This is a genomic window from Paraburkholderia sprentiae WSM5005 (assembly GCF_001865575.2).
Classification (GTDB): Bacteria; Pseudomonadota; Gammaproteobacteria; order Burkholderiales; family Burkholderiaceae; genus Paraburkholderia; species Paraburkholderia sprentiae.
This window is the reverse complement of sequence record NZ_CP017565.2, coordinates 405,111-418,786: the sequence shown is the minus strand read 5'-3', so window position 1 is coordinate 418,786 and position 13,676 is coordinate 405,111. Positions and strand designations below refer to the sequence as shown.

General features: G+C 56.9%; 8 protein-coding genes and 3 pseudogenes. 5 read left to right on the top strand and 6 right to left on the bottom strand.

The features are described 5' to 3' along the window. Positions 1 to 77: 77 nt before the first annotated feature. Both BJG93_RS35690 and BJG93_RS36190 read right to left on the bottom strand, forming a co-directional pair. Entirely contained in the window at positions 78 to 1,439 is a 1,362-nt protein-coding gene (locus BJG93_RS35690; RefSeq protein WP_027193626.1) for a DUF1329 domain-containing protein, read from the bottom strand. 1,380 nt (positions 1,440 to 2,819) lie between these two features. Continuing rightward, positions 2,820 to 3,457 (bottom strand): annotated as a pseudogene (locus tag BJG93_RS36190) (IS6 family transposase). A gap of 100 nt (positions 3,458 to 3,557) precedes the next feature. On the opposite strand from BJG93_RS36190, the pseudogene BJG93_RS35680 reads away from it, so the two are divergent. From BJG93_RS35680 to tnpC, 4 genes and pseudogenes are all read left to right on the top strand, one after another. Next, positions 3,558 to 4,675 (top strand): annotated as a pseudogene (locus BJG93_RS35680) (IS5 family transposase). Between the two features lie 232 nt (positions 4,676 to 4,907). Next, positions 4,908 to 5,324 (top strand): IS66-like element accessory protein TnpA, encoded by a 417-nt coding sequence (gene tnpA, locus BJG93_RS35675; protein WP_034476873.1) that lies wholly within the window; start codon positions 4,908 to 4,910, stop codon positions 5,322 to 5,324. Continuing rightward, a complete protein-coding gene (gene tnpB, locus BJG93_RS35670; RefSeq protein WP_027193630.1) occupies positions 5,321 to 5,665 on the top strand; it encodes an IS66 family insertion sequence element accessory protein TnpB in 345 nt (114 codons plus the stop codon). The genes tnpA and tnpB overlap by 4 nt, the downstream gene beginning before the upstream one ends. Before the next feature lie 30 nt (positions 5,666 to 5,695). Beyond that, the gene (tnpC, locus tag BJG93_RS35665) at positions 5,696 to 7,288 is read left to right on the top strand and encodes an IS66 family transposase (protein ID WP_027193631.1); all 1,593 of its coding nucleotides are present in this window, start codon (positions 5,696 to 5,698) and stop codon (positions 7,286 to 7,288) included. Positions 7,289 to 8,248: 960 nt separating this feature from the next. On the opposite strand, the gene BJG93_RS35660 is transcribed toward tnpC, so the two are convergent. Together BJG93_RS35660 and glaH are read right to left on the bottom strand one after the other, a co-directional pair. Continuing rightward, positions 8,249 to 9,487, bottom strand: a complete 1,239-nt coding sequence (locus tag BJG93_RS35660; protein ID WP_051374100.1) for an alpha-hydroxy acid oxidase — start codon at positions 9,485 to 9,487, stop codon at positions 8,249 to 8,251. A 60-nt stretch (positions 9,488 to 9,547) separates the two neighbouring features. Next, positions 9,548 to 10,477, bottom strand: coding sequence for a glutarate dioxygenase GlaH (gene glaH / locus BJG93_RS35655; protein WP_027193632.1), 930 nt, complete (start codon positions 10,475 to 10,477; stop codon positions 9,548 to 9,550). Between the two features lie 95 nt (positions 10,478 to 10,572). On the opposite strand from glaH, the gene BJG93_RS35650 reads away from it, so the two are divergent. Further along, the gene (locus tag BJG93_RS35650; protein WP_027193633.1) at positions 10,573 to 11,484 is read left to right on the top strand and encodes a LysR family transcriptional regulator; all 912 of its coding nucleotides are present in this window, start codon (positions 10,573 to 10,575) and stop codon (positions 11,482 to 11,484) included. Positions 11,485 to 11,616: 132 nt separating this feature from the next. Here BJG93_RS35650 and BJG93_RS35645 read toward each other — a convergent pair whose 3' ends face one another. Then, complete coding sequence (locus tag BJG93_RS35645) at positions 11,617 to 12,048, bottom strand: hypothetical protein (RefSeq protein WP_154671645.1); 432 nt, start codon at positions 12,046 to 12,048, stop codon at positions 11,617 to 11,619. Positions 12,049 to 12,573: 525 nt separating this feature from the next. Next, positions 12,574 to 13,506, bottom strand: a pseudogene (locus BJG93_RS35635) (alpha/beta hydrolase family protein); the annotation flags it as partial. Between the last annotated feature and the right edge of the window lie 170 nt (positions 13,507 to 13,676).

The following is a 13,676-nucleotide window of genomic DNA, read 5'->3' as shown; positions in this document are numbered from 1 at the left end:
CCCCATCTCTCGCCAGATATGTGTGGACGCACGTGCTCACGTGCGCCAATCCTTTCCGCTATATTTCGGACTTTTTATTAGCGCTCGCTACGTGAGCGCAGCGATTCGGCGGTATAGAAACCAGACTTAAACTTCGGACTATTGACTTCCTTGTAGTAGTGCAGATCGCTACCCTGGCCGAAGCTGCTTGAATCGAAGACATAGCGTCCGCTGATCATGTCGTATTGAACGAATGGCTCGTTATCGCACGCGCCATCAAGCTCATTAATCGGGATCGGGTAGCTTTCTCTGACTTTCCACAGTCGACCCTGCGCGTCGTAATCCTCACCGATAAGCGCAAGCCAGCTATCCTCATCCAGATACAACACCTTCTTCGAATCGACATGCCGCGCGGTGGGCTTGACTGTCGCCTCGACGACCCACACACGGTGCACTTCATAACGCCGGTTTGCGGCAGCAATTCCATCAGTCGTGGCGACGTCATGCAGACTCTCTTGGTACTTATACATACCAAAATCGTTATAGGGAACAATCATCTCTTTCTTTCCGACGAGCTTCCAGTTGAAACGGTCGATGTGACCATTGAACATATTGAACTCGTCCATCAGATACTGATTTTCGAATCCGATGATCGGTGCATCATAGGTATAGGCCGGCGCCCGTCTCACGCGGCGCTGCCCCGGGTAGTAATAGTAGGTTTCCGTATCCTTGTCGAAATACAAACGTCCCACGTAACCCTGACCCGCCAGCGCCGGCGGCGTTGCCACCACGCTCCAGATCCCGTAATTGAGCTGATCGACATCCTGCGGGGCAGTCTTGCCCGGTTTCCCCCATGGGAAATACAAAGTCTGCGGACCGGTTTCGTCGATCCAGTCACTACTTCCTGCACGCGGAGAAACGGTCGTGATAACCGACCACTCCAAGCCTTCACCGCGATACCGGTAAATGTAGTTCATGACCGCTTCGGCGCCAGTCTTCGGCTCGGAAAACACAACACCTGGAAGGGCCGCTGTCTGCAACATTTCGCCAGTCGAATCGACTTTCGCTCCTGTCAGATTCGCTTTGGAATTCTCCTCAGCGAAATCGGGCAACTGACATTCTCGATGCGAAGGATAAACATCCATTCGATAACCCTTCCTTTGCTTGATCAGCTGAATCTGACCTGGCGAAAGCATGGTCGCGTACTTTTCGACATTCGACGCATCGATTGAATAGAGCGGCTTTTCGCCTTTATGCTTCCAGAAGTCACCCCGGTACTTCCCATATTCCCAGCCGGGTTCGGGCGACTGCCTTCCGGCAAAAGCAGGCACGAGTCCATCGCTACTAGCAGCGCGTTCGGCGCCGACGGGCGTGAGATCATCCGCTACGGCAGCGGTCCCGACCACAAGAAAGGCCGCCGCCGCGATAGCGGAAACGACTCCAATTTTGCGCTTTCCCATCCTGACTCTCCTTTCGATTTGTCCTTCGCGTCTTTTCATTTCGGCACCAGCGAACGCCGCCGATCGGTCACGACAGGTATCAACGCGTGGACCGGTTCTTTCACTTTTACTAATTAGGATTGCTCGATATTGCGTACTGCAAAAAAAATCCAGATGAATACCCCGGGGAGAGTTGGCTCTTCATCCATCCATTGGCATTACCTTGCGAAAGGACTGGGGACCGGCGATCTTCGATCGCTGACATCAAGATGCAATGACGGGACCGGCCCGCCCGAAAGGGATGCGACTTTGTAGTGCTCCGCAAACACGCTTGCACGAACGACGGCATGGCTGCCGCGCATCCATAAAATACGGCTGCGTCCGAGAGCACAATTGCGCGAAATTGCATCAGTCGCACCGTCCTTGACTTCATCTCGACCTCACGCCGATTCTGTTGGGCGCATCACGCTCGTTTTCTTTTCGATCTACCGGACGCTCTCGGGCACTCTCAGCTGGCTACCAACATAGAACCCTTCCGGTATCAAGCATTGCCTGCTACACCCTGATACTCGGCCTCAACCGGGCTTCCCGACAATACATATTTCTGGAACTTCAATCAAAGAAAGCAGAATCGATTGTTGTTTTCAGCGAATCACCTTCGGAAGATCGGGAAATACCCCTATCGCGTGAGCAATTTGAACCGTCCGCACCCGGTGAGGCACCCCTCGCGAGTCAGGTGCAGAGCAATCTCAAGCCAACGGGTCCAATTTTCGACGGACGAGTTTATTCTCATGCGGTACTGGTGCGAGTGTCAACGTGTCAAAAAAATATTCATTCGCCATCGAAGGCAGCCCTACTTCAGGCCACTCGATGCCGCGCCGGCCAGATCCACGGCACATTAAGTTGGAAGGGGCAGATCCACAATCACCGCGGCGCGGCAAACGCCCACCTCACCGCGGCTGCTAGCCAGCAAAAGTAAGGCGCTTCCAGCATGGAGCCGTATACTCTTGCCCGGCTCCGAAAAACTATGTCCTAGCCGGTTTCGGGACGGCCGCTCGGAAATTTCTTCCGCGCCCGTCCTTCAGCTACGTTGCTTGCCTCGCCGAGGATGACGTATTCGTCGTTGAATCCGGCCGCTCGAGTGACTGACACCGTGCATGCCGTCGCCGCTGTGGGGCAGTGGCGCCTTCGTGCGCTCGTAACTGGAACGCAGGCACCCCGCGGATGTCGCATTTCCAAAGCGGCAGGCAACTTCGTCCTGCCAGTGCTTCCGGCGGTGACCAAATAGTGTTGTCAAATCTGCTCTGCCATCGCGACCTGTTTCGGAGTACGTGTGCATCGCGACGGGCTCAGTCGCAGTAAGGTCAACGGGTCAAGCAGCGGTGATATGCGGAGGATTGTTTATGAAACGAGCGAGTAGGACTGCTGTGCGGGAGACAGCGGAGTCTCGCCCCGACATTTCATCTGCCTTTTCTTGATCATGTGCATTAATGCGACGCCACTCAGAATGACGCGGGCGCAGTGGAAATCCTTAGCCCAGCATCGGTCGGGTGACGCGTTTGATGGCCCGATGGTCCTGCTCGGCTAGCCTATTCAGGTACTTGACGTGACGAATCGTGATGAGCGTCTCTCGCTCCGTGTTCACCGCGTGCAACGCAGCCAGATCAGAGCCGCTTTTATCGATGGCTACCGTACTCGGGTACACCGTTCTGAGCGATCGACTTTTCAAAGAAGCGCCGCGCTGCGACCTTGTCGCACTTGACTCTGAACAAAAAATCGATGGTTTAGCCCGCCTTGTCCACCGCCCGGTAGCGGTACTTCCACTGACCTTTGACTTTGATATACGTTTCGCCCATCCGCCAGCTCTTGCCTACCGGCTGCTTGTGCTTACGGAACGTCTTCTCGAACAGCGGCACCAACTTGATAACCCAACGATGCACCGTGGAATGATCAAGCTCAATACCGCGCTCGACCATCATTTCTTCGAGATTACTCAAACTCAGTGAGTAGACGACGTACCACCGCACGAATAGCAACATCACATCCAGCGGATAGTGAAGGCGCTTTAGCAGGTTGCTGAAGTACCGGCACCTTACTTCATCGCGGAACGCCCTGATGCGTTGATATAAGACCCCTCACTTGCCCACTGCAGATCATGCGCGGCGCGCCGAGACGTTCACCGAGAGTCTGTTTTCCCTGCGCAAGCTGGACGATTTCGTCTCGAAGTTTTATCCGTTGCGATCGATCCGCATGATGGCAAACGAAGCGCTGGCGAAGATGGATCGGCTGTTTGCCGGGATGTACCAAGCGGATTTAAAGGGCGGTCGGCCGAGCATTGCGCCAGAGAAGCTGCTGCGAGCCATGCCGATCCAGATCCTCTCACCGTCCGGTCGGAGCGGAAGCTGATGGAGCAGGTTCAATATAACCTGCTTTTTCGCTGATTCATCGGCCAGGCAATGGATGACGAAGTGTGGGTGCCGACGGTCTTCACGAAGAATCGCGAGCGATTGATCAAGCACGATGCGGTCATCGAATTTTTCAACGAAGTGGTGGGCATCGCCGAGAAGAAGGATCTGCTATCGGGCGAGCACTTCAGCGTCGACGGCACGCTCGTCTAGGCGTGGGCGGGGCGCAAGAGCTTCGTGCGCAAGGACGGTGACGATCAGGACGACGACGGCGGCAGCGCAGACGACTTTAAAGGTAGCAAGCGCAGCAACGAGACGCATCAGTCCCGGACCGATGCCGATGCGCGGCTCTATCGCAAAGGCAAACGGCCAGCGAATTGCGGTACATGGCCCACACGCTGACCGATAACCGACACGGCCTAGTGGTCAACGCGCGCGTGACACACGCTGACCGGCATGCCGAACGTGAAGCGGCCAAGATCATGATCAACGACGCGCGGCAAGCGGTAAAGGATGCGAGCGTAGAGATCACGCTTGGTGCAGACAAGGGTTACGACGCACAGGAGTTCATCGAGGCCTGCGACGAGATGAAGGTTACACCGCACGTAGCGCAAAATACCTCGGGGCGGCGCTCGGCGGTGTCCGACATGATTTCCTCGAGTGCGGGCTACGCCATTTCTCAGCAAAAGCGCAAGCTGATCGAGCAAGGCTTCGGATGGGCGAAGACCGTGGGGGCGTATGCGCCAGGCGATGGTGCGTGGGTTGAAGAAGGTGGAACAGATGTTCGTGTTGAACATGGCCGCCTACAACCTCGTGCGCCTGCGATCTTTGGCACAAGTCCGTCCATCGTGACGGTAAACGCGGAAGTGAGGCTAGGAAATGGCCTCAAAACGCTCAAAGGACGTTGAATTCGCATTGGATTTGCGCAATTCGGAAAATCTTGCCGCGAGAGCCGCGTAAGCGCAAAAGGATGCCTCTGCCGGGGTGTATTTCAGCGGCCTGTTAGCACTCGGGTGATGCCCGCAGCAAGGTAAGCGGCTCGCGATGGCCGTCGTAGACGGGCGCTAGAATCTGCATCAAAGTGATGTCCATCATTTTCGAAGTGGTGGACACCATTTTGTCAGAGCCAACTCAGAGGCCTGGCAGCCGTAAAGGCCGCCCGAACCATAGTCCCGAATTCCGCCGTCGCCTGGCGATGGCAGCTTGTGAATCAGGGGTGTCAGTCGCCAGGTTGGCCCGTGAGAACGGCTTGAACGCGAACCTCGTGTACACGTGGCGGCGCCGGTATCTGGCGGAACAGCAAGCCGAGGCGGTGCAACTCGTTCCAGTGGCGATCGTGAACGACGTGTCATCGGTCAATGAACCTCCTGCGCTGGCAGAGTCTGAGGTCGTGAGGCCGGCTGGTTCAATCGAGGTTCGGATTGGCCGGGCAGTAGTCAAGGTCGACGGCATTGTCGACGCTGAGATGCTTCGGACGGTGTTGGGGAGTTTGCGCTCGTGATTTCTCTGCCAACGGGTACGCGTATCTGGCTTGTTGCGGGCATTACGGACATGCGCTGCGGCTTCCAGGGACTTGCTGCCAAGGTACACACGGCGCTTGAGGAGAATCCGCTGGGCGGTAACGTCTTCATCTTCCGCGGGCACCGCGGCGATCTCGTGAAGGTGCTTTGGGCTACTGAGGACGGGCTCTGGCTTCTCGCGAAACGGTTGGAGCGAGGGCGTTTCATCTGGCCACAGGCCGATGGCGGCAAGATCCATCTGACGAGCGCACAGTTGTCGATGTTGCTCGAGGGAATCGACTGGCGACAGCCACGACGCACCGCCGCACTCTCGATGTTGTAAACCGCGAGGAAGGCTCGTAAACTGCGACGCATGTCCGATCAGGCGCCGCTTCCCGATACTGTCGCCGAGCTCCGTGCCATGGTGCTCGCGCAACAGGCATCGCTGCTTGAGCACCAGGCATCGATTGCGAAGATGGTGGAGGAACTCGCCGCGCGAGATGACGAGATCGAGCGCCTGAAGGCGCAGATCGACAAGCTCAGGCGGATGCACTTCGGGCGCAAGTCCGAGCAACTCGCGAAGCAGATCGACAAGCTCGAGGCGCAGCTGGAGGACCTGACGGCCGGCCGGGGTGCTGCCGAGGCGCGTAACCAGCGCGACAGGACACCGAATGCGCCGGCCAGCAAATCGCCTTCGCGAGAGCCGCTCCCGCCGCACCTGCCGCGCGAGGAGATCGTACTCGAGCCTGATCCGCTCTGCCCCAGGTGCGCGACGACCATGCAGCCGCTGGGCGAGGACGTCTCCGAACAGCTCGCGCGCGTAGCCGCCGCATTCAAGGTGATCCGCACGATCCGGCGCAAATTGCTTTGCCCCGGCTGTAGGCATATCGAACAACTGCCGATGCCGGGCCTGCCGATCGAGCGCAGCATCGCACATCCAAGCCTGCTGGCCGATATCGCAGTATCGAAGTTCGCGGATCACCAACCCCTGTATCGCCAGTCGGAGATCGCGGCGCGCGACGGCGTGACGCTTGATCGCGCCAGCATGGGCCGCTGGGTCGGCCAGATCGTCGAACTCTGCATGGTGCTGGTCGAAGCAATCCAGCGCTACGTGCTGGCTGCCGGTAAGCTCCATGGCGACGACACGACGGTTCCCGTCCTCACACCGGGCAACCAGAAGACGACAACCGGCCGATTCTGGGTCTATGTGCGCGACGATCGACGCTCTGGCTCGACGGAGCCTGCGGCAGTCTGGTTCTCGTACTCGTCGGACCGCAAGGGTGTTCATCCGCAAACGCACCTCGCCAACTTCAAGGGAATCCTGCAGGCGGATGCCTACGCCGGCTTCGATCAGCTGTACGCAAGCGGCGACGTCTTCGAAGCGGCATGCTGGGATCACGCGAGGAGGTATATATACGACGTTCACGAGCGTACGCCGACTCCGGATACCCAGAACCTGCTCCAGATGATCGGCGAGCTCTACAGCATCGAAGCCGACATTCGCGGCAAACCTCCCGATGAGCGGTTGCGTGTGCGGCAGGAGAAGAGCAAGTTTCTGCTCAACACGTTCGAATCGACGATTAGGGCCAAGCTTGCGACGCTGTCGAAGAAGTCTACGCTTACGGGCGCGATCAACTACTCGCTGAACCACTGGGCGGCGCTCACGTTCTATTGCGAGGACGGACGCGCCGAGATCAGCAATGTACTCGCAGAAAATGCCCTGCGTTGTGTAGCGTTGGGCAGGAAAAACTATTTGTTCGTTGGCTCCGACAGCGGCGGTGAGCGCGCGGCGGCGATGTACAGTCTCATCGGTACGTGTAAACTCAACGAAGTCAACCCACGTGCCTACCTCGAATACGTGCTCACTCATATTGCGGACCACAAGGTCAACCGCATCGACGAACTGCTTCCCTGGAACGTGGCCGACAAACTGAAGCTGGCCGCTCCGCTCACGTCCACCGTTTGACCGGGTAGATCCAGATAGATCGTGGCCACGATCATGGAACGATCTTCACGTGGTCTACGCCGGACCTACCCACGCTCTCACATCATGCCCCACGCGCGCGCGAATCGCGGACCGGCCCTGCCGAGCCGCTTACGCAGCAAGCGTCTTTCGCGGTGTTTGGGTCTTCTTCATTTGCCAGCCAAAGCATATTTGCCAGGTTTGAATACTACCTCTCCCGCCTTAACGCGACCAAATCCATAGATGCGCCAATCGCTCCCAGTTGTTCAGGTCGACCAAACCGACCAGCGGGTGCTTCAGGTTGATGTGTTCGCGCAGCGGTTGCCGGAAGAAATCTCCCTCTGTCACAGGCTCCTTCAAACCCGTCTGCACTCGTCTAAAAATGCAGGATTTTCGCGTTAATGTGCCAGGTTCCTGCAAATCTCACAACACCATTTCAGGCTCGAAGCTTCGCCCTGCAAGGCTTCGAAGATTGTTCAGGTCCGACTGAGAAGTCTTGACCGTCCCCCAATGTCGTGTGGATGCAGCGTCTGTCAGTAAGCGATGCGATGGACAACCGCACACGATCAATGAAGCACGATCAGTCATCTACCGAGCGATGGGAAAATCCGCGACGTGCCGTCGTGGTGGCGAAAGAAAAACATTGCAGCGTACCTTGCCGCGTTAAATGTCTCCAACGCATACATAACGATCCAGTCCGGGGCGACTGTCCTTATAGCGAGTGATGCGAACAAAGTCCGCTCCTTCGGGAGCGGGCCAGCGCTCGATCATCACACGCAGCGACTTTTCAGCACTCACCATCAGGCCCTCCATTACTGAGCCTGTCCCGACACTGGTTATAGCGAAGGGCGGATTTTGCTGCCCGTTATTGGCCATAGATCGTCGCGGCCATATGGATTGCATGCTGTGCCCGGCCTGCGGCGTGGCAGCATAAGACAGGTCTTAACTTATTGGCATTCACGGTCATACGAGGATTGAAGCCGTGAGGTCTTCAACGGAAGTTGCACCAACCATCGCCATGTTTCTATCGACCTCGTCGCGAAGTAGGGTGATCGCGTGTCTGACACCTGATTCACCAGCGACAGCGGCGGCATACATGAAGGGCCGCCCGAGGAACACAAACGCAGCGCCGAGCGCTAATGCTTTCAAGACATCACTTCCGCGACGGATGCCGCTGTCCATCATCACTACAATGCTGTCCTGAACGGCTTCTTTGATGAGGGGCAGAACGGTCAGTGGAGAAACCGCACCGTCGAGTTGTCGACCACCGTGATTCGATACGATTATCCCGTCGACACCCGACAGTGCCGCTCTTTTGGCATCATCCGGGTGAAGGATGCCTTTGAGGACTAACCTTCCTTTCCATCGGCGCCTTATACGCTCGATGTTGTCCCAGCAAAGGTGATCACGCCCGGTTGTATCGCGGACCGCCGATGCTGACAACATTGGCGCTCCGCGCGTCGAGAAGGAGTTTTCGAAGTGAGGCATCCCATGCCGTAGCATGGTCTGAAGGAAAGTCCCGAACAGCCAGCGTGGATGAGTGATGCCATCAAACGCCAAACGCATGCTAGGGCGCAACGGCAATGAAAATCCGGTGCGAATGTTATTCTCCCGGTTCGCCCACACGGGAATGTCAACGGTGATCACGAGTGTTGAGAATTTCGCGCTCTCAACGCGGTCAATCAGTGCATCGATACCCCCGCTGTCACCGGGAAGATAGGCTTGAAACCAAGTCGAGGGCGCGGCATCATGAACCTCCTCCATTCGAATGAGAGAAGATCCGCTCATGATGGCCGGGATGTTCAACTTTTGAGCCGCGCTTGCGAGAACGATGTCACCACGATAGGCCGAGATCGCACTAATGCCAACAGGAGCGATTCCAAAAGGGCACGAGTACTTGTGACCGAACAGATCCGTACTTTGTGACCGCCGCGACACATTGATCATCACTTTCGGGCAAAACTCATGGCGTGCGAAAGCGAGACGGTTTGCGGTAAGTGACGTGGAGTCCTCCGCCGCACCTGCAATGTATCCAAAGAGCGGCCGCGGGAGAAGCGATCGTGCTTCGTTTTCGAAGTCGTTTAATGATAGAACCCTGCGGAGACGTTTGGGAAGGTCGGCTCGTACCTCATAGGCCGCTTTTGCGAGCGCTTTTGCATCTGCAGCCTCGTGAGGGTTGGTAGATTTAACAGTACTCTTCATGGGGGATCCTGCCGAAAATACGCGGCGACGCGCAAGCGTCGTCGCAGCAAAGCTGAAGTATTAAGAGACCAGCATTCCGCGTATCCGCATGAGTTCACGGTGAAGGGATTCATTACGCTCAAACGGTGCACGACCGTGCAGATAAAAATAGTTGTTCAAAACGACAAGTTCACCGACGGGCAAAGCGACCTCCTTTGTTCCCCCGGAGGCTTCCATCGAGTTAGACAGTTCGCGCAGGAAGAGGGCTTCTTCGAGATTCGTCGGCTGCACAAACTGATCGATGAAGGACATTGAAAGACCAAATTCTCCATGGAAGAAAAGAGGACGCTCGATAACTTCGGTTACATTTTTCGACCCAGGAGATTTGTAGAGAAACGGCTTGGAGCCGAGGCGATGATAGGAAAACTGATCAACCTCATTCCAGTCGTCGAGATGCAGGAAGCGTGATTCCCCACCGACCGCGTTTTTTTCTTCAAACTTCATCATCAGCAGCCAGTCAGTGGCGTCTGAAACAAAGGTCCCGTCGGTATGCAGAGTGAAGAGACGGTATGCCTGCCGGAGGTACGAGTCGCTATCGTCGGTATGTTTGACGAGGAAGCGGGCGTAATAATTTCCCGACATCGCATCGTGATTAGCCGGTCCCAAAAGGTGCCCGATGGCCGAGCCAAACCGGACGAAATCATCAGGGTCTTCTGTCAAATTCTTCAGTCCGACGGTGAATCCTCCGAACCGTCGATCACGGACAAGAGTGAGAAGTGTTGATGCGAAGGTCTCGCCTGCATGTCTAGCGAGAAGCCCTCCCAGGTAAAACCGCATGAAGGGAACGTATTCGAGGTTCTGAACTTCGACGTGCCGGGCTTCGTCCAGAAAGAGGCGAAGTGCCTTATCGTCGATATCGATCACCTTGATACGATGATGTGTCTCGTGCCGACGAACTTCGAAGTTGTCGATTGTGGTCGCGAAGGCTGTTGCGGAAAGAGGAGCGTTCATGGTGGCACCCAGCGTCTGGAAAGACTCATTGGACACCAATAGTTTGATATGATAAAGATTCCAAAACCGAAGTTTTAATGCATCGGGGTGATTAAATGCCTGACACGCGTCAGCTTCGATACTTTGTTGCGCTGGCGGATCATTTGCACTTTGCCAAGGCCGCGGACGAACTGGGCATTGCGCAGTCGGCGCTCAGCGTGCAAGTCCTGAAACTTGAAAAGGAAGTCGGGGCGCGGCTGCTGAATCGCAATAAGCGGCAGCCGGTGTCTTTGACCGAAGTGGGGCGCATGGTGTACGAAGAAGCCACGGCCGCGTTGCAACATGTCACGCGGGTGGGTCAGGTCGGCCGCCTTGCGGCGCGTGGTCAGTTAGGTTTCGTCAGGGTAGGTTCGGTCGCGTCCGGCGTAAGTAGTGGTCTGGTCAACGGGATGCTGAAGGATTTTCGATCGACACATCCAGACGTCGTGGTCGAACTGGTGGGAATGGACACGCCGCGTCAACTAGAGGCACTTGCTGCAGGGGAAATTGACCTAGCGATCCTCAGACCGAGACGCAAATATCCATCCGGCCTGACTGCGACCATCATTCATACTGAGCGACTGGTGGTAGCGATCGCCGAGGATCATCCGTTGAACTCAAAAGTTAAGCTAAATGTCAGTGATCTCGCGAATGAAACTTTCATTACCCCACAATTGAGGGAAGACGAGGGCTTCAGCTTGACATTAGAACGACTTGCCGTTTCCGGTGGGTTTTCAGTGGCGGCCGAGATTCGTGTTCAGGATTTCATCAGTGCGCTCACGATGGCATCCGCTGGATATGGGCTTGTGCTTGTGCCCGAGTCGATGCAATTTCTGATGTCACGCGCTCTGCGATACCGTCCCGTAAGTGGATTGGAAGAGAATGTGTATCTGGCACTTGCAAGACGAAGCCGAGAGTATTCCCCTGCGACCCATGCGCTCCTGGGTTCTGCACTGGCGAACGTCAAAATTAGTGCGAATCGTGCGTAGGGTAGTACCAGCGGTTTCCTTGGCGTGGTTCAAAAATCCAAGTTTTTTGCGTTACAGCCAAGCTGAATCACCTGCCCACAGCTGCAGAATGGGCATGCGAAGCGAAAAGAGGTTTTCTACGACCTCCTTGCATCAGATGTGCTGAGGCTGCACCGGGCCGAGTTCGAGTAGCGTGAACTCCTTGCGGCCCATGGCGGCAAGCAACCGGTTCCACGCTTGCCAGAACGCGACGGAGGTTTCTCGCTTGCGGTGTAAAAGATACAACTGTGGCACGAGATGCTCTGGAATAGCGGTGGCGCGTGCGATGGCATCGAGCTTCTGGTCCAGCACGCCCGAGCGAATCCTCGCGCTGGTTTTGCGAAGCGATGAGCATCGTACCGCTGCGTGATAAGCCTTCAGGTTCACGCTGATGAAGCTCTTCGACGATAAAGTTGAACAAATGTTGCGTTGCTCAACTGCGTTGATGGTGTCATTCTCTGTACCGTGGGTCGGTGTCAGCCGAGCAAATGTGGGAAAGCCTGCTTGCCCCGCAGACAGCGCGGATCGCCGCACCGTCGGATGCATGCAGGCAGTTACCACAACTTCGGCTCAAGCCGGAGTCGTCGATCAGGCGATCACCGGGTGATGCTCTAGTCCAGTTGCGCGCCGTCGCGATTGAGCAAAAGGCGCACATCAGCACCATCGATCAGTCTCGGACTGATACGTTCCCTTACAGCCAGCGAAGCGGCGTGACAAATCGCGTGTCCGTAGGGAAAACGGATCTTTGCGGAAAAGTGTGACGGTTTTCCATGATGAAAACGTCGGAGAGCCAATCGGGGCAGGGGTTTGCGCGTCTTGATGGCCTCGCGAAATCGGGCATGATTTCGCGATGGCTACTTCACGCACGTCAAGCGTCTTTCCGACGCATACCGGTTCGACGGATTCCGTCCTTGCGAAGCGCTGCGCGGCGTCTTCGGTGATCGCATGGCACGCATCAGCGACCTCGTCTAGAAGCTACAAGCTGCGCAACAAAGCCTGCAGTTACCTTCAGCTCTTGCCACGCTGGAACGATCCGGCCTGAGGGTTCGAGTACGTGCGCACAGATTCCGTTCATTCCGCGGGGTGCCCGAGAACCCCACGGTAGAACGCGTATTCTGCCTGGAGTGCGTGCGCGAGATTCACTTCCTTTCGAAAACCGTGGCGCTCATCGACATAATAGTGCGCCTGGACGGTCACACAGTTTGCCTTTAACGCAGCCACCACGCTGCGTGTCTGGTCGGTCGTAACGACGGCATCGAGTTCGCCCCGGAAGAAGATCACCTGCACCTCGATCCGATGCGCGTGCAGCAGTGGCGTGCGCGCCAGATAGCGCTCGCGGTCAGCAACCGCATCGCCGATCAGCCAGGCCAGATAATCGGCCTCGAACTTGTGCGTGCGACGGCCGAGCGTGAGTGGATCGCTGACGCCGTACAGGCCACCCCCCGCCGCAGAACACTCTGCGAAACGCGAGCGCACAAAGCGCAGTGTAGCCACCCGCGCTACTGCCGCGGATGAACGCACGCGCGCGGTCAATGCGCTGCCGCGCGGCGAGATGGGCGACGGACTCGCACGCGTCGTCGACCTCGGTTATGCCCCAGTTCCGCCGGAGCGACTCCTGAAAGCCGCGGCCATATCCGGTGCTCCCGCGATAGTTCAGATTGACGACTGCGAACCCTCGTTGCGTCCAGTACGGAATGCGGGAGTCGAACACCGGATAGCAGGTGGGAGGTAGGGCGGCCGTGAATGAAGACGATGACTGGCGGCAACCTTTGGGCAAACTCCGGCGCGTAGAAGTACGCATGCGCCTCACTGCTGCCACTCGGAAACCGCAGGACTTCTGGCTGCGGAATGCGTTCTTCGGGCATCATCGGCGAGACTTCGGCTAGCACTTTCACTTGATGTCCTCGGCGTTCGATTGCAAGCACGGCGGCGGGGGCAAGTAGGCGAAGCAGCGATGCAGTAGAACCACTCCTTGTCGGCGGCGAGACTGCGGAAGCGGCTAAATTTCGCGGCAAGTGTAAACACGGCCGTGCACGCTGAAGCCATTGCGTGTGACGCAGCGCGGCGGGGAGCCCTGTTGCCATTGCCAAACATGGCACGCGGTATCATTCGGATCGTATGTACTCCAGAACACGCCGCTCGACCACGCCACGAGTTCCACGAAATTTTTTCGT

Bases quoted from the DNA above. Each gene is read 5' to 3' on its own strand.
- BJG93_RS35690 (WP_027193626.1), bottom strand. From the start codon at position 1,439: ATGGGAAAGCGCAAAATTGGAGTCGTTTCCGCTATCGCGGCGGCGGCC.
- tnpA (WP_034476873.1), top strand. From the start codon at position 4,908: ATGTCCATCATTTTCGAAGTGGTGGACACCATTTTGTCAGAGCCAACT.
- tnpC (WP_027193631.1), top strand. From the start codon at position 5,696: ATGTCCGATCAGGCGCCGCTTCCCGATACTGTCGCCGAGCTCCGTGCC.
- BJG93_RS35660 (WP_051374100.1), bottom strand. From the start codon at position 9,487: ATGAAGAGTACTGTTAAATCTACCAACCCTCACGAGGCTGCAGATGCA.
- glaH (WP_027193632.1), bottom strand. From the start codon at position 10,477: ATGAACGCTCCTCTTTCCGCAACAGCCTTCGCGACCACAATCGACAAC.
- BJG93_RS35650 (WP_027193633.1), top strand. From the start codon at position 10,573: ATGCCTGACACGCGTCAGCTTCGATACTTTGTTGCGCTGGCGGATCAT.
- BJG93_RS35645 (WP_154671645.1), bottom strand. From the start codon at position 12,048: ATGCATCCGACGGTGCGGCGATCCGCGCTGTCTGCGGGGCAAGCAGGC.